This is a genomic window from Streptomyces sp. NPDC006733, assembly GCF_040636125.1.
Classification (GTDB): domain Bacteria; phylum Actinomycetota; class Actinomycetes; order Streptomycetales; family Streptomycetaceae; genus Actinacidiphila.
The window spans coordinates 198816-214268 of sequence record NZ_JBEYJD010000007.1; the positions used below are offsets into that span (position 1 = coordinate 198816).

General features: G+C 72.3%; 15 protein-coding genes. 8 read left to right on the forward strand and 7 right to left on the reverse strand.

Annotated elements, in window-relative coordinates:
• Nucleotides 1-24: 24 nt before the first annotated feature.
• The gene (locus ABZ721_RS09375; protein ID WP_358788003.1) at nt 25-1194 is read right to left on the reverse strand and encodes a steroid 3-ketoacyl-CoA thiolase; all 1170 of its coding nucleotides are present in this window, start codon (nt 1192-1194) and stop codon (nt 25-27) included.
• A 228-nt stretch (nt 1195-1422) separates the two neighbouring features.
• Here ABZ721_RS09375 and ABZ721_RS09380 point away from each other — a divergent pair, with 228 nt between their 5' ends.
• Nucleotides 1423-2658 carry a cytochrome P450 gene (locus ABZ721_RS09380; protein ID WP_358788004.1) on the forward strand — a complete coding sequence of 412 codons (1236 nt, stop codon included), beginning with the start codon at nt 1423-1425 and terminating at the stop codon, nt 2656-2658.
• A 55-nt stretch (nt 2659-2713) separates the two neighbouring features.
• Nucleotides 2714-3082: an antibiotic biosynthesis monooxygenase gene (locus ABZ721_RS09385; protein WP_358788005.1), complete on the forward strand. Its 369-nt coding sequence runs from the start codon at nt 2714-2716 to the stop codon at nt 3080-3082.
• 27 nt (nt 3083-3109) lie between these two features.
• Here the strand turns inward: ABZ721_RS09385 and ABZ721_RS09390 are convergent, their stop codons facing one another.
• The 3 genes from ABZ721_RS09390 to ABZ721_RS09400 form a co-directional block, all read right to left on the reverse strand.
• On the reverse strand, nt 3110-3919 hold the full coding sequence (locus ABZ721_RS09390) for a hypothetical protein (protein WP_358788006.1): 810 nt from the start codon (nt 3917-3919) through the stop codon (nt 3110-3112).
• Nucleotides 3920-4017: 98 nt separating this feature from the next.
• Nucleotides 4018-4701 carry a hypothetical protein gene (locus tag ABZ721_RS09395; RefSeq protein ID WP_358788007.1) on the reverse strand — a complete coding sequence of 228 codons (684 nt, stop codon included), beginning with the start codon at nt 4699-4701 and terminating at the stop codon, nt 4018-4020.
• Between the two features lie 182 nt (nt 4702-4883).
• The gene (locus ABZ721_RS09400) at nt 4884-6932 is read right to left on the reverse strand and encodes an MDR family MFS transporter (protein ID WP_358788008.1); all 2049 of its coding nucleotides are present in this window, start codon (nt 6930-6932) and stop codon (nt 4884-4886) included.
• Between the two features lie 211 nt (nt 6933-7143).
• On the opposite strand from ABZ721_RS09400, the gene ABZ721_RS09405 reads away from it, so the two are divergent.
• Both ABZ721_RS09405 and ABZ721_RS09410 read left to right on the forward strand, forming a co-directional pair.
• A complete protein-coding gene (locus ABZ721_RS09405) occupies nt 7144-8133 on the forward strand; it encodes a peptidoglycan-binding domain-containing protein (protein WP_358788009.1) in 990 nt (329 codons plus the stop codon).
• A gap of 28 nt (nt 8134-8161) precedes the next feature.
• Nucleotides 8162-8722 (forward strand): hypothetical protein, encoded by a 561-nt coding sequence (locus tag ABZ721_RS09410; protein ID WP_358788024.1) that lies wholly within the window; start codon nt 8162-8164, stop codon nt 8720-8722.
• A gap of 28 nt (nt 8723-8750) precedes the next feature.
• Here the strand turns inward: ABZ721_RS09410 and ABZ721_RS09415 are convergent, their stop codons facing one another.
• The 3 genes from ABZ721_RS09415 to ABZ721_RS09425 all read right to left on the reverse strand — a co-directional run bounded on the left by ABZ721_RS09415 (nt 8751) and on the right by ABZ721_RS09425 (nt 11088).
• On the reverse strand, nt 8751-9404 hold the full coding sequence (locus tag ABZ721_RS09415) for an HAD-IA family hydrolase (RefSeq protein ID WP_358788010.1): 654 nt from the start codon (nt 9402-9404) through the stop codon (nt 8751-8753).
• Nucleotides 9405-9552: 148 nt separating this feature from the next.
• Nucleotides 9553-10134, reverse strand: a complete 582-nt coding sequence (locus tag ABZ721_RS09420) for a TMEM165/GDT1 family protein (protein ID WP_358788011.1) — start codon at nt 10132-10134, stop codon at nt 9553-9555.
• 201 nt (nt 10135-10335) lie between these two features.
• Complete coding sequence (locus ABZ721_RS09425; protein ID WP_358788025.1) at nt 10336-11088, reverse strand: ABC transporter permease; 753 nt, start codon at nt 11086-11088, stop codon at nt 10336-10338.
• A gap of 304 nt (nt 11089-11392) precedes the next feature.
• Between ABZ721_RS09425 and ABZ721_RS09430 the strand changes: the two genes are divergently transcribed.
• From ABZ721_RS09430 to ABZ721_RS09445, 4 genes are all read left to right on the forward strand, one after another.
• Nucleotides 11393-12043 carry an HNH endonuclease family protein gene (locus ABZ721_RS09430; RefSeq protein ID WP_358788026.1) on the forward strand — a complete coding sequence of 217 codons (651 nt, stop codon included), beginning with the start codon at nt 11393-11395 and terminating at the stop codon, nt 12041-12043.
• Nucleotides 12044-12116: 73 nt separating this feature from the next.
• On the forward strand, nt 12117-13724 hold the full coding sequence (locus ABZ721_RS09435; RefSeq protein ID WP_358788012.1) for an alkaline phosphatase D family protein: 1608 nt from the start codon (nt 12117-12119) through the stop codon (nt 13722-13724).
• 231 nt (nt 13725-13955) lie between these two features.
• Nucleotides 13956-14636 carry a VTT domain-containing protein gene (locus ABZ721_RS09440; protein WP_358788013.1) on the forward strand — a complete coding sequence of 227 codons (681 nt, stop codon included), beginning with the start codon at nt 13956-13958 and terminating at the stop codon, nt 14634-14636.
• A gap of 149 nt (nt 14637-14785) precedes the next feature.
• Nucleotides 14786-15453 (forward strand): cyclic nucleotide-binding domain-containing protein (locus ABZ721_RS09445; RefSeq protein WP_358788014.1); only part of this gene is annotated, 668 nt, incomplete at its 3' end.

Genomic DNA, 15453 nt, shown 5'->3' on the forward strand with positions numbered 1-15453 from the left:
CGCCCGGCGGGCAGGAGACCGGGATCAGAGCCGCTGGATGATCGTGCCGGTGGCCAGCGCGCCGCCGGCGCACATCGTGATCAGGGCGAACTCCTTGTCCGTGCGCTCCAGCTCGTGCAGCGCCGTCACGATCAGCCGGGCGCCGGTCGAGCCGACCGGGTGGCCGAGGGCTATCGCGCCCCCGTTGACGTTGACCTTCTCCAGGTCCTGGTCGAAGACCTGCGCCCAGGAGAGCACGACGGACGCGAACGCCTCGTTGATCTCGATGACGTCGATGTCCTTGAGCGTCATCCCGGCCTTGCCGAGGACGGCCCGGGTCGCGTCGACCGGCCCGTCCAGGTGGAAGTGCGGGTCGGAGCCGACCAGCGCCTGGGCGACGATCCGGGCGCGCGGACGGAGCTTGAGCGCCCGCGCCATCCGCTTGGAGGCCCACATCACGGCCGCCGCCCCGTCGGATATCTGCGAGGAGTTGCCCGCGGTGTGCACGGCGGTCGGCATGACCGGCTTGAGCTTCGCCAGGCCCTCCATCGTGGTGTCCCGCAGCCCCTGGTCCCGGTCGACCAGCCGCCACATGCCCTGACCGGCCTGCTGCTCCTCCTCGTTGGTGGGGACCTGCACCGCGAAGGTCTCCCGCTTGTACCGCTCCTCCGCCCACGCGCGGGCGGCCCGCTCCTGGGACAGCAGGCCGAGCCGGTCGACGTTCTCCCGGGTCAGCCCGCGCCGCCGGGCGATGCGCTCGGCCGCCTCGAACTGGTTCGGGAGGTCGACGTTCCACTCGTCGGGGAAGGGCTTGCCGGGGCCGTGCTTGGAGCCGCTGCCGAGCGGCACCCGGGACATCGCCTCCACCCCGCAGCCGATACCGATGTCGATCACTCCGGCGGCCACCATGTTGGCGACCATGTGGTTGGCCTGTTGCGAGGAACCGCACTGGCAGTCCACGGTGGTGGCGGCGGTCTCGTACGGGAGCCCCATCGCCAGCCAGGCGTTGCGCGCGGGGTTCATGGACTGCTCGCCGGCGTGGGTGACGGTGCCGCCGACGACCTGTTCGACGGCGTCCGGCTGGATCCCGGTCCTGCCGAGCAGTTCGCGGTACGTCTCACCCAGCAGGTAGGCGGGGTGCAGAGCGGCGAGCGCGCCTCCGCGCTTGCCGATGGGCGTGCGTACAGCTTCGACGATGACGGGTTCAGCGGCCATGAATCTCGTCCTCTCCTCGACCGGTCGGCGTCCCGGCGCCTCCGGCAGAACTAGAACGCGTACTAGTTCCGTCTGCAGTCTTATTACCCATGGAGCGCGGCGCGCAAGACTCGTGCACGAGCCCGCACGGGCACGCACGACATCCACACGGTCATCCCCCTTGCCACTTGTGGAACTGGTTACTACCTTCGAGCCATATCTGATGGACCGTCAGACATGGAGTGGCCGATGCCCTGCCCAGCGCTTCCCGAAGGCTTCGACTTCACAGACCCGGACGTGTACGAGCAGCGGGTACCGCTCCCCGAACTCGCGCAGCTGCGCCAGACCGCCCCCGTGTGGTGGAACGAACAGCCCCACAACACCGCCGGGTTCGAGGACGACGGGTACTGGGTCGTCACCCGGCACGCCGACGTCAAGGAGGTCTCGCTCAACCCGGACGTCTACTCGTCGTTCCTCAACACGGCGGTCATCCGCTTCAACGAGCACATCACCCGCGAGCAGATCGAGATGCAGCGGCTGATCATGCTCAACATGGACCCGCCGGAGCTGACCCGCGTCCGGCAGATCGTCCAGCGGGGGTTCACCCCGCGCGCGATCCGGCAGATGGAGCAGACGCTGCGCGACCGCGCCCACCGCATCGTCGCCGAGGCGCGCGGCCGGCGGACCGGCAACTTCGTCACCGAGGTCGCCTCGGAGCTCCCGCTCCAGGCCATCGCCGAGCTGATCGGGGTGCCGCAGGACGACCGGAGCAAGCTCTTCGACTGGTCGAACAAGATGATCGCCTACGACGACCCCGAGCTGGCCATCACCGAGGAGGTGGGCGCCGAGTCGGCCATGGAGCTGATCTCGTACGCCATGAACCTCGCCGCCGCCCGCAAGGAGTGCCCGGTCAAGGACATCGTCAGCCGGCTCGTCGCCGCCGAGGACGAGGGCAACCTCAGCAACGACGAGTTCGGCTTCTTCGTCCTCGTGCTGTCCGTCGCCGGGAACGAGACGACGCGCAACGCCATCACCCACGGCATGCACGCCTTCCTCACCCACCCCGAGCAGTGGGAGCTCTACAAGCGGACGCGGCCGAGCACCGCCGCCGAGGAGATCGTCCGCTGGGCGACCCCCGTCACGTCCTTCCAGCGCACCGCCACCCGGGACACCGTGCTGGGCGGCCAGGAGATCAAGAAGGGCCAGCGGGTGGGCATGTTCTACGCCTCCGCCAACCACGACCCCGAGGTCTTCGACGACCCCGACCGCTTCGACATCACCCGGGACCCCAATCTGCACCTGGGGTTCGGCGGCGGCGGCCCGCACTACTGCATGGGCAAGAACCTGGCGATCATGGAGATCGACCTGATGTTCAACGCCATCGCCGACGCGATGCCCGACATCAAGCTGGTCGGCGACCCGCGCCGGCTGCGCTCCGCCTGGATCAACGGCGTCAAGGAGATGCAGGTCAGCTACGAGGGCTGAACGGCCCGGCCGAGCGGACCCCGGCCGGGCGTGCCGGGTAGGGCAGGATGAGGCCATGAGCATCGTGAAGATCAATGCCCTGACCGTGTCACCGGAGATGCGCGAGACGCTGGAGCAGCGGTTCGCGGCGCGCGCCGGCTCCGTCGAGAACTCCGACGGCTTCGAGTGGTTCGAACTGCTGCGCCCCGTCGAGGGCACCGACCAGTACCTGGTGTACACGCGGTGGCGCAGCGAGGAGGACTTCACGAACTGGATGGCCACCTCGATGCGCGGCCCCGGCGCGCACGGCGCGGGCGCCCAGGGCGCCGGCGGCGGTGCGGCCGGCGGTACGAGCGAGGGCGGAGCCGAGCGGCCCAAACCGGCCGCTTCCGACTCCGCCCTGTGGTCGTTCGAGGTCGTCCAGCAGACGGCCCCCAAGAGCTGACCCCGAGGGGCCGGCTCCGCTGTCGGCTCAGATCTCGAGGAGCTGCCGCGTCAGGTCGCGGTAGTGCGTCAGCGCCACGCGCAGGTCCTCCGTGTCGGCCTTGGCGTCGTCGTTCTGCCAGGTCGAACGGAGGGTGCTGCGGCGCTCCGCGAGCTTCTCGGTGAGCTGCTTGGCGGCCTGCTCGAGAACGGCGTCGGCCTCCTCGACGGACTTGCGCGGCTCGTCCACGAACGTGCCCATCGCGTGCTGCAGCCGCTCCTCCAGGGCGTCACCCGTACCCGAGGCGCCGCCGTGGCGGGCGCTGTGGGTGCCGGCGGCCTCGGCCACCCGGTGGCCGGCGCCCTCGCCGGTCCGCGCGGCCTCGGTGGTGCGGGTCGCGTCCGTGGCACGGGCGGCGTCGCCCGTACGGCCGGTGTCGGAGGTGCGGCCGGTGTCGGAGGTACGGGTGGCGTCACCGGTACGCGTCGTGTCCGCGGTGCGGGCGGCGTCGCCCGTACGGCCGATGTCCGTGGCGCGGGTGGCGTCGCCCGTGCGCGTCGTGTCGGTGGCGCGCGTGGCGTCACCGGTACGGGCGGTGTCACCGGTACGGCTGGTGGGGTCGGCTATGCGCTGGGCCTCGGCGGTGCGGCCGGCTTCGGTCGGACGGGCACCCTCTGCCGTACGGGCAGCGGCGGCCTCGTCCTTGCGTGGGTTCTCCGTGTGCGGCGTGCGGGACGCGTCGTCCGCGTTCTGGCCCGGGACCCGGCCGGCGGTGCCGGTCGTCGTGGCGGCCGTGCGGGCCTGGTCCTGACGGGCCTCGTCCTGGCGGGTACGGTCCTGGTTCGGGTTCTCGGTCATCGTCTCTGCGCTCCTGGGAGTTCGGTGATGGCTCATGGCTGACGGTTCACAGCCCGGCTGACGGCCCGGGTCCTGCGGTTGGCTCCTGCGGTGGCCGGTCAGGTGTTCCGACGGCCGAGCACGCCGGAGCGCGAACCGCTGCCGTGCTCCTTCTCCGTGACGTCCGCGTGCTCCGTGGGCTCCGCGTTCCGCTCCTCGACGCGGCCGGCGGCCTCGTCACGCCGCGTCGGCCCGTGCCCGCCGTCGGCGCCGATGAGCTCCTCGAACATCGAGCGGGCCCGGACGAGCGCCTCCCGCATCTCCTCGGTGGAGGTGCCGGCGTCACCCGACCGTCCGGCGATCTCGTGAGCGTCGCGGTAGCCCTGCAGGTGACGGGCGTGGTGCACGGACAGCGCGTCGAAGTGCTCGCCGGAGCGGGCGTCCGGGAAGCCCCGGTCACGGGACAGGTTCTCGATCAGCGCGTCGGCCTCGCCGAGCGCCTTCACGGGCGAGTCGATGAAGTGCTCCTGCACGCCGGCCCAGCGAGCCGTGTACTCCTCACGGGCCTGCGGCGACAGCGGCCGCAGCGTGATGTCCTTGTGCCGCTCCAGCCGTTCGGACAGTTCCTTCTCGGTGGCCTTCGTGTCGCCGTCATGGCGGCGCAGGACCCGGTCGTACTCGGGCCCGAAGCGGCGGTGCAGGTTCCTGCCGCCCAGCCCACCCGGCCGGAGCATCACGGTCGTGAGAGCGGCGGCCAGAACGATGACGACCACGACGATGGCGATAATGACGCCAGTGGACATGGGAATGCCTCCCGTTTCTACGGGTCGACGGACAGAGTGTGGTGCGTTGCCGGCTCATCGGTCGGCTTGCCCGAAAGCAGCCCCCCAAACGTCGAACACCCGTCCAGCCGGAGCTGGACGGGTGTTCTCCGCACGCCGCAGGGCGGGTGGTCCGGCGGGGTCCGAGGTGCCGGGCGCGACCGTCAGGCGGGCGTGCTGCCCGTCGCCGGACGGCCCTTCCCCAGGCGGTCGGTGTCGCCGCCGCACAGGTCCCCGCTGAGCTTGGTGAGCAGCGCCGCGAGGTCCGCGTGCCGCTCCGGGTCCCAGTCGCCGAGCAGTTCACCCAGCACGGTCCGCCGCGCCGCGCCGAGCTGCCCGGCCATCGTCCGTCCGGTGTCCGTGAGGACCAGCGGGTTGCCGTCCCGGACGGCCAGCCCGCGGGACTCGATCTCCACGGCCGCCTCCTCGATGACCTCGGCGGGCACGGTGGTGCGCCGGGCCAGTTCGACCGGGTCGGTCTCGCCGCCCTTCGCCATCCGCAACAGCAGCCAGCTGGAGGCGGGTTGGATGTCGAGGCCGGCCATCTTGGTGACCCGTACGTACAGGTCGCGGCGGGCCTCGCGACTGCCGAGCACCGACAGCCCGCGGGCGATCTCGTCCAGCGAGGACCGTTCCACCGGGTTGGTGCCCAGGGTCTCGCTGGCGTCGGGCACGGTGACGGAACCGCGCAGCGGCTGCTCCTTGAGGAACCACGCCAGCAGGAACGCGATCAGGGTGACCGGCACCGCCCACAGGAACACGGTGGTGATCGAGGCCGAGTACGCGTGCAGCACCGGCCCCAGGATCGACGGCGGCAGCGACTGCACGGCCCGCGGGTCGGAGGAGATCACCGACGGGTCGAAGCCGGCGGGCACGGGCTTGCCCGCGATGGCGGAGGCGATCTTCCCCTCCAACTGGTTGGAGAAGACCGTGCCGAAGATCGAGACGCCGAAGGAGGCGCCGATGGAGCGGAAGAACGTGGCGCCCGAGGTGGCGGCGCCCAGGTCCTCGTAGCCGACGGAGTTCTGCACGGCCAGGATCAGCACCTGCATGACCAGGCCGAGGCCGAGGCCGAAGACCAGGAAGTACAGGCTCATCACCCAGGTGCTGGTGAACTCGTCGAGCTGGTGCAGCAGGAGCAGGCCGATGACGGTGACACCGGTGCCGAGGATCGGGAAGACCTTGTAGTGGCCGGTGCGGCTGACGATCTGTCCGGACCCGGTGGAGGAGACCAGCAGGCCGATCACCATCGGGATCATGTGCACGCCGGACATCGTCGGCGAGAGCCCGTGGACGACCTGGAGGAACGTCGGCAGGTACGTCATCGCGCCGAACATCGCGAACCCGATGACGAAGGAGATCACCGACACCAGCCAGAAGGTGCGGATGCGGAACAGCCGCAGCGGCAGCACCGGCTCCACCGCCCGGCGCTCCACGACGATGAAGGCGGCCACCAGCAGCAGGCCGAGCACGGCCAGCCCGATGATCTTCGGCGAGCTCCAGGGCCAGGTCGTGCCGCCGAGCGAGGTCACCAGCACCAGGCTGGTCGCGGCGGCGGCGACCAGCGCCATGCCCAGGTAGTCGATGCGGTGCGTGGTGCGGCGCACCGGGATGTGCAGCACGGCCGCGATGACGGCGAGCGCGACGATCCCGATCGGCAGGTTGATGTAGAACACCCAGCGCCAGGAGAGCTGCTCGGTGAACACCCCGCCCAGCAGCGGCCCCAGCACGCTGCTCGCGCCGAACACCGCGCCGAACACGCCCTGGTAGCGGCCCCGGTCGCGGGGCGGCACGATGTCGCCGACGATCGCCATCGACAGCACCATCAGACCGCCGCCGCCCAGCCCCTGCAGGGCACGGAAGGCGATCAGCTGCGGCATGTTCTGCGCGATGCCGCACAGCGCGGAGCCGATCAGGAAGATCACGATGACGGTCTGGAAGAGCTTCTTCCGGCCGTACATGTCGCCGAGCTTGCCCCACAGCGGAGTGGCCGCCGTCGAGGCGAGCAGATACGCCGTCACGACCCAGGACAGGTGCTCGATCCCGCCGAGGTCGCTGACGATGGTCGGCAGGGCGGTGGACACGATCGTCTGGTCCAGCGCGGCCAGCAGCATGCCGAGCGCGAGCGCGCTGATGGCGAGGCGCACCGATCGCCGGTCGTGGGCCGAGAGGGCGGCCGGCGGGCCGGTCGGGGCCGTGGTGTCCTGCGCCATGCCGTGCTCCTCGCGTCGCGCCGGTTGATCGCGAATCAATATTCACACTATTCGCGCCGGTTTCGCGCTCTATGGGCCCCCGTCCGGGCCGGGCACACCTGGGCACCGCCTCGCGGCGGCGGCATAATCACTGCGTCTTGACGTATCCGAGGACCGTTCGTGGGAGGGGAGCCCGGTGGAGCCGGAGGGGGAACTGGGACGGGAACCGGGTGTGGCCACGGCCGCGGCCCGGTCGGCCGAACGGCAGATCGCCCTCGCGGCGACGGAGGGCTTCCACCCGCTGCGCGTTCGGCCGTACGTGGCGGAGCCCGGCACCGAGGGCGCCGAGTCGACGGTCAAACCGCTGATCGGGACGGCCGGGTCCACTCCGGCCGCCACCGACGTGGGCATGTTCCCGGCCGACGGCCTGGAGTACGCGGCGGACGACGCCGCCGGACCGCCGGCGGCGGACGGCTCCGGCCACCCGGCGCGGCACCCGCACGACTCCGGGCTGCTGCTGGACCGCAGCGGCGGCTCCGACTGGGACGACGTCGACGACTCCGGCCGGCAGCGCGGCGGCCGGCGCCGCCGTCCGCGCCGGCGGGGACGCGGGCTGGTCGTCGCGGCCGCCACCGTGGCCGCCACCGCGATGGCCGCCGGTGCGGTCGCCGTCGCCAACCAGCTGCTCAGCTCGCCGGACCGGCCCGAGCGGGCCCTGCCGGACAACACCAGCAGCGTCCCGGACGTGGTCCTGCCGACCGCTGACGCGACGGCCGCCGCCGCGCCGACGACCGCCCGCGGCAAGGCCCCCGCGGCCTCCCCGACGGCGACCCACCGCGCGCCGTCCACCCCGGTGACGACGCCCGCGGCCACCGTCCCCCCGCCGTCGGCGGCCCCGACCACGCCGCCGGTGGCGACGGGCGACCCGGTGGTCCCCGGCCCCGACGGGAACCCGGGCACCGCCACACCCTCCGCCCCCGTCACCCACCCGACGATCACCGTCCCCGCGCTGCGGCTGGGCGACAGCGGCCCGGCGGTCAGGGACCTCCAGCAGCGGCTGCGCCGGGCCTACGTCTACATGGGCGGTGTGGACGGCACCTTCGACTCGGACGTCAAGGACGCGGTGGCGATGTTCCAGTTCTGGAACGCGATCACCAGCGATCCCGAGGGCGTCTACGGGCCGGCGACGCGCACCGCACTGGAGCGGCAGACCTCCTGGTAGCCGCGTCTGCGAGGATCGTCCCGTGGTGATGGAGGAATTCGGGGCCGACCAGTTCCAGCTCGTCCTGCTGCGGCGGATGGCGGACCACCGGCCCGAGCTGGTCGAGGAGGCGCTCCGCACGCTGGGCGCGTCCCGCGCGGAGCTGCGCGAGGCGAACCGGCGCTGGCAGGCGGGGCTGCACGGACGGCACTCCCCCGGCGGCGAGCGCCGCTACCGCGCGGTGCTCGGGCCGCCGCAGAGCACGGCGGTCCGCCGTATCGGCGACCTGAGCTGCGAGGCCCTGCTGTGGCCGGTGCCGCTCTGGCCCGAGCTGCGCTTCGAGGTGCTGTGCGCGCCCGGCGGGCGGGCGGTGTGGAACGAGTGGCTGGTCCGCGCGCCCGGCGCGCCCTCCCCGGTCCTCGACGGTCCGGACGACCTCGTCCCGTGGTCCTGCACCGTCGACGAGGTCGCGCGCGCGTTCCGCCCGGTGACGCCCCTGGAAGGCAGCGCCCCCACGCGCTGGCGCCTCGCCTTCGGCGACGCGGCGGCCGGCACCCGCCGCACCGCCCACTTCACCTGGGGCCTGCTCCAGTACGTCGAGGAGGCGTAGGACGGCCCGGCCGCCACTTCCAACAGAGTCAGCCGATGTGGACCAGCAGGCCGCCGTCCGCGGTGGTCTCCACCCGCACCTGCTCCAGCGAGTCGACGTGGGCGGTGGGCGCGTGGACGGCGGCCCGGGGGCCGACGCCGACGACGCGCATCCCGGCGGCCTTCGCCGCGGCGATGCCGACCTCGGCGTCCTCGAACACGATGCAGTCCTCGGGGGCGAAGCCCAGCTCGGCGGCGCCCTTGAGGAAGCCCTCCGGGTCCGGCTTGCTCGCGCTCACCCGCTCCGCGGTCACCATGACCTCCGGTATCGGCAGTGCGGCGGCGCCCATCCTGGCGCGGGCCAGTGCCTCGTCCGCGGACGTCACCAGGGCGTGCGGTCGGCCGGCGAGCGAAGCCAGGAAGGCGGGCGCGCCCGCGACGGGCACGACGCCGTCGAGGTCCGCGGTCTCCTCGGCGAGCATCCGCCGGTTGTCCGCGAAGTTCTCCTCCAGCGGGCGGTCCGGCAGCAGCACCGCCATGGTGGCGTGGCCCTGCCGCCCGTGCACGACCTTCAGCACGGCCTTCGGGTCGAGGCCCTGCGCCGCGGCCCAGCGGGTCCAGCAGCGCTCCACCACGGCGTCGGAGTTCACCAGGGTGCCGTCCATGTCGAGGAGAAGCGCGCGGGCGGGCAGGACGGACGGCATAGGTGCTCCTTAGAAGTACTCAGTGGCCCCGCCCGCCGGTCAGGGGAAACGGGCGGAGCCACTTTGTTTCTCCACGATACAAAACAGGGACCCGTTTTGGCCAGTGGGCCTCCGACCGGAGGCACACCAGCCGGACACCGGAGGCGCGCTAGCCGGTGATCGCCTCGTAGAGGCTGAAGACGGCGAGCAGCACCATCACGCCGGCGGCGACCTTCGTGATCAGCGCCAGCGGCACCCGCTTCATCAGCAGGCGCCCGCCGAAGATCCCCAGCCCGGCCACCGCCCACAGCGCGAGGACCGCGCCGACGCCGACGGACACCGGATCGTCGTAGCGGGCCGCGAGGTTGGCGGTCATGATCTGCGTCAGGTCGCCGAACTCCGCGACCAGGATGAGCATGAAGCCGGTGCCCGCGACCTTCCAGAAGCTCTGGTCGGCGGGTTCCGGCACGTCCTCCTCGTCGCCGTCCTTCTGGAACAGCAGCATGGCCGCGCCCGCGAGGAAGAGCAGTCCGACGACGCCCTGCACCCAGCGGTGCGGGAGCAGCGTCAGGACGCTGCCCGCCGCGATGGCGAGGCTGACATGGACGACGAACGCGGCGGCGACGCCGCAGAAGACGTACGAGGCGCGGTAGCGCGTGCCGAGCATGAGGCCGGCGAGCGCGGTCTTGTCCGGCAGTTCTGCCAGGAAGACGACGCCGAAGACGACGGCTGCGACGGTGAAGCTGAACACGGGGCGGATCCTCATCGGTCGGGCTGCCGCACCGAGAGCGCCGGTAAAAGGGGTCGCTTCGGCACGGCAGCGTCAAGATAGAACGCTGCGGCCGAAGGTCTCGCTGGCCCGGTGGGAAACCCACCGTGCCTCCGGGCGCCGGCTCAGGATCTGAGCAGTATGTCGACGGTCCGGCGAAGAGCTACTCCCCTTCTGCGCCACCTAGTCTACGGGACGGGTCAGCCGGCCCCGGGCCACCAGCTCCAGCACGGACGAGACCGCGACCGCCTGCACCGCCAGCAGCGCGACCAGCACGAAGAGCTGGACGGCCGCCGCCATCACCGGCGAGGCCCCGCCGAGCAGCATGCCGACGAAGGCGCCCGGCAGCGTGACCAGTCCCACGGTCCGCGTCTGGTCGAGCCCCGGCACCAGCGCGCCCGAGGCGGCGGGCCTGGCGATCTCCAGCCGGGCGTCGCGGTCCTCGAACCCCAGCGCCATGGCGGCCTCCACCTCGCCGTGCCGCCCGCGCAGCTCCTCCAGCGCCCGCCGCCCGGCGAGGACCGTCGCGGTGAGCGCACCGCCGATCAGGATGCCCGCGACGGGGATCAGCGCGATGCCGTCGAGGGGCACCAGGCCGGTCAGCACCAGGAGCGCGACGACCGGCAGCGCGCTGACGCCGATCGGCACGGCCGCCCACCGGCGGCTGCGGTCGGTGGTGATCCGGCGCCCCGCGGTCCACACCGCGACCGCGTACATGACGCCGACGAAGGCGAGCAGCGCCGGCAGGTAGCGGACGACCCAGCCGATGACGAGCGACACGACCGCGAGCTGCAGCGCCGCGCGCAGCCCCGCGACGGCGATCCCGCGCGCGTAGTTCTCCCGCTCGTCGGCGAGGTGGGCGTACGCGGCGACGCCGGTGGCCGCCACGAGCAGGACGGCCAGCACGACGCCGAGCGTGCGGTTGACGGGCAGCAGCGAGGAGCCGCCGGCGTACGTCAGGGCCGGACGGGTGACGCGGGCACCGACACCGCCGAAGGACGTGGTGGCGGCGGTCACGACGGTGAGCACGGGGCCACTGTAGGCGGGTACCGGCGGAACCCACCGCAATTGACGGCGCGCCACCTCTCGACATGACGTGCTCATGTCGCCAACCTGTAACCTGCCGCACCTCGGCGGGACATGTGGCCCCGGCACGCTTACCGGGGCCGCCGCCCTCGCCGGGGTCCGGTCGGACACGCCCGCAACCACCCCCACCCCACAGGGAGTTCGCATGTCCCGGATACGCAGTGTCTACGCGCGTCGACGCGTGAGCGTGCTGACCTCGTTCGCCGCCATCGCCGCGGCACTCGGTCTGCTCGTCGCCCCCACCAGCGCCCAGGCGGCTTCCCCCACGCCGCCCAGCGCCGCGACCGCCCGTACCGAACTGGCCGCACTGACCGTGCGCGCCGAGGGATCGTCCACCGGCTACAGCCGCGACAAGTTCCCGCACTGGATCACCCAGAGCGGCTCCTGCAACACCCGGGAGGTCGTCCTCAAGCGCGACGGCACAGGCGTCGTCCAGGACTCCTCCTGCGCCGCCACCAGCGGCCGCTGGTACTCCCCGTACGACGGCGCCACCTGGACCGCCGCCTCCGACGTCGACATCGACCACATGGTCCCGCTCGCCCAGGCCTGGCGCTCCGGCGCCTCCAGCTGGACCACCGCCCAGCGGCAGGCGTTCGCCAACGACCTGACCCACGCGCAGCTGCTCGCCGTCACCGACAACGTCAACCAGGCCAAGGGCGACAAGGACCCGGCCCAGTGGCTGCCGCCGCTGGCCTCGTACCACTGCACCTACGCCCGGATGTGGGTCTGGGTGAAGTACTCGTACGCGCTCACCGTCGACTCCGCGGAGAAGAGCGCGCTGAGCTCCATCCTCAACGGCTGCTGATGGCCTGACCGTCAACTCCCGCCTCCCTTCCGGCGTCCGTACCCTGGGGTCGTCGGAAGGGAGGCAGGTCACCTTGGCCGAGCTGCGTTTGGGACCACTGCTGCGGTACGTGGGCGAGGACAGCGCGACCGTGTGGATCGAGGCGGACCGCCCGTGCGAGGCGGTCGTGTCCTGCGACGGCGACGGCGCCGGGGCCTCGCGGACCTGGCAGGTCGCCGGCCACCACTACGCGCTGATCACCGTCACCGGGCTGCGGCCGGGCGCCGGGACCCCGTACGCCGTGCACCTCGACGGCCGGCAGGTGTGGCCGCTGCCCGACTCCCCGTACCCGCCCAGCACGATCCGCACCGCCGCGGGCGGCAGCGCCCCGCTCCGCGTCGCCTTCGGCTCCTGCCGGTGGGCGGCACCCGCCCACCACTCCCGCGATCCGGTCGGCCCCGACGCACTCGACACCCTCGCCCAGGAGATCGTGCGCGACGGCGACGCCCGCCCCGACGTGCTGCTGCTGCTCGGCGACCAGGTCTACGCCGACGAGACCTCCAAGGCCACCCGCCGCTGGCTCGCGCGCCGCCGCGACCTCAAGGACCCGCCCTGGGACCAGGTCGCGGACTACGAGGAGTACACCCACCTCTACTACGAGTCCTGGCTCGACCCCGCGGTGCGCTGGCTGCTGTCCACCACCCCCAGCTGCATGATCTTCGACGACCACGACGTGATCGACGACTGGAACACCTCGCAGGCGTGGCTGAAGGAGATCCGCGGCACGGCCTGGTGGCAGGAGCGCATCCTCGGCGGGCTGATGTCGTACTGGGTCCACCAGCACCTGGGCAACCTGTCACCGGAGGAGCTGGCCGCCGACGAGCTGTTCGCCACCGTCCGGGCCGCCGCCGACGGCACCGAGGCGGTGCGCGCCTTCGCCACCCGCGCCGACGCCGACGCGAGGTCGGTGCGCTGGAGCTACCGGCGCGACTTCGGGCGGGTCCGGCTGCTGATGGTGGACTCCCGGGCCGCCCGCGTCCTGGAGGAGGACCGGCGCTCGATGCTCGACGAGGACGAATGGCGCTGGCTGCGCGAGCAGGCGCTGTCCGACGGCTCCTACGACCACCTCCTGGTCGGCACGTCGCTGCCCTGGCTGCTGCCGCACGCCGTGCACGCCGCCGAGGAGTGGGACGCGGCGCTGTGCCGGGGCGAGCGGGGGGCGCGCTGGGCGGAGCGCGGCGAGAAGCTGCGCCAGGCGGCCGACCTGGAGCACTGGGCGGCGTTCCGCACCTCGTTCGACGCGCTCGCCGAGCTGTTCGCCGAGGTGGGCAGCGGACCGGCGGCGCCCGCGACCGTCTGCGTGCTGTCCGGCGACGTGCACCACGCGTACATCGCCGAGGCCCACTGGCCGCACCCGGTGGCCAGCCGGGTCCTCCAGCTCACCTGCTCGCCGCTCCACAACAGCGTCCCGGCGGCGATACGGCTGGGCTTCCGCCTCGGCTGGAGCCGGCCCGGCCGCTGGATCGGCCGGGCCCTCGCGCGGCACGGCCGGCTGCCCGCGTCCGTCATCCGCTGGACGCGCCTGGGCGGCCCCTGGTTCGGCAACCAGCTGATGACCCTGACCCTGCGCGGCCGGCTGCTCGACCTCCGGGTGGCCGGCCCCAAGGGCACGTTCACGCCGTCGACACTCCGGCGGAAGTGAGCGGTGCGATACGTTGTCCGCCGGCTCGCGGCGGAGCGGCGGCGCCCAGCGCCATCAGCCGCTTCTCCGCCCGTGCCGCAGCGGTTGTCCGGGATATTCCCCACCCCGTGTCTACAACATCACGTACCCCTCACCCGTACCGGGCACCCCCTCTGGCGTACGCTGTACGGCTGGGAGCGGATGTAGATCCGCCCATACGCCAACAGGCAATACGTCGGACGGGGAGGCACGGTGCTCGAGGGTCTGGGCTCCTTGTTCGACTGGCCATGGATCTACGTACTCGTGGCACTGTCCGTGCTGCTGGACGTGTTCGTACCGATCCTGCCCAGTGGGGTGCTGGTGATCAGCGCCGCGACCGCCGGTACCACCGGCGCGGGCGGCGACCTGCTCGACGTGTTCGCGCTCCTGGTGTGCGCGGCCCTCGCCTCCTGCCTCGGCGACATCGCCGCCTACCGGCTGGCCTGGCGCGGCGGCGACTGGTTCGACCGCCGCATGGCGCAGTCCCGCAGGCTCTCCACCGCCCAGGAACGCCTGGGCGAGGTGCTGACCAGGGGCGGCGGCTCGCTCGTCGTGCTCGCCCGCTTCGCCCCGGCCGGGCGTTCCGTGGTGAGCCTGGGCGCGGGCGTGGCGCACCGCCGGCCCAAGGAGTTCCTGCCCTGGTCGGCCGTGGCCGGTGTGGCCTGGGCGACGTACAGCGTAGGTCTGGGCTACCTCGGCGGCGAATGGCTGGGCGCGAGCTGGCTCGGCACCGTCATGTCGCTGATCGCCCTGGTCGGTACGGGCGCCATCGCCGCGTACGTGTTCCGCCGCGGCCGCCGGACCGCGATGGCCGCGGCCCTGGCCACCGTGCCGCTGGCGATCCCGCCGCAGCCCGCGGCGGCCGACCGCGCGACGGTCGTCGAAGCGCTGTAGGGCACTGCCCAGCGGTTCGGCCAAAAGTTCTATTATCTCAACTCTCGCGTTTTCGGGATTCAGTCTCACTCGATCCAGCGATAGCCAGCGCTGCGGGTGACGAAAAAGAATGGGCGCATTCCTCATCCCTTGACGCGAAGGACATACGCATGTCGGTTGACGCGGGCCAGGACGCCGCTCTCAGCACGCCGAGCGCTCCGGACAACAACTCGGCGCATACGAGCCTCGATACGGCTGCTGCCCGGAATCTGGCGACCACGACCAAGTCCGCGCCGCAGATGGCGGGGATCTCCTCGCGGTGGCTGCTGCGCATGCTGCCCTGGGTCGAGGTCACCGCGGGCACCTACCGGGTCAACCGCCGGCTGACCTACACCGCCGGCGACGGCAAGGTCACCTTCGTCAAGACCGGCTCCCAGGTCCGCGTCATCCCCTCCCAGCTCGGCGAGTTGGGCCTGCTGCGCTCCTACGGTGACGAGGCCGTGCTGACCGCGCTCGCCGACCGCTTCACGCAACGCGAGTTCGCCCCCGGCGAGCTGCTCGCCGAAGCCGGCCACCCCGTCGACACGCTGTTCCTGCTCGCCCACGGCAAGGTCGAGCAGCTCGGCGAAGGCGAGTTCGGCGAGCAGAACCGTCTCGGCGTCCTGGCCGACGGCGCGCACTTCGGCGAGCAGGGGCTGCTCAACCCCGACAGCTCCTGGGAGTTCACCGCCCGCGCGGCGACCACCACCACGGTGCTGGCGCTGTCCCGGCAGGACTTCCAGTCCCTGGCCGACCAGTCCCCCACCCTGCGCGCCCACGTCGAGGCCTACCGCGCCAT